Origin of the sequence: Rhizobium sp. 25PS6 (assembly GCF_032464655.1) — a bacterium.
Lineage (GTDB): Bacteria > Pseudomonadota > Alphaproteobacteria > Rhizobiales > Rhizobiaceae > Rhizobium > Rhizobium laguerreae.
In genome coordinates, this window is the sequence record NZ_JAWDIV010000091.1 from 1 (window position 1) to 337 (window position 337).

Consider the following 337-nt stretch of genomic DNA (forward strand, 5'->3'; position numbering starts at 1 on the left):
GAGGGGACAGACACGGTCCAGACGGCGCTTGCCAGCTATGCGATTGGCAATAATGTCGAGAACCTCACCTACACGGGATCGGCCAACTTCACCGGCACCGGCAATGCGCTCGCCAACACGATCACCGGCGGCGCCGGCAATGATGTGCTGGATGGTGGCGCCGGCAATGACACGCTGATCGGCGGCGCTGGCAACGACATCTATGTGATCGACAATGCGAGCGACGTCGTCGCCGAGAACGCTGACGCGGGGACCGACACGGTGCGAACGACACTGGCGAGCTACACGCTTGGCAGTGATGTCGAGAACCTCACCTATATCGGAACGACGAACTTTG

At 61.1% G+C, this 337-nt stretch carries 1 pseudogene; it reads left to right on the forward strand.

The window, feature by feature from the left end:
• Positions 1-337, forward strand: a pseudogene (locus RWK44_RS34995) (hypothetical protein); the annotation flags it as partial.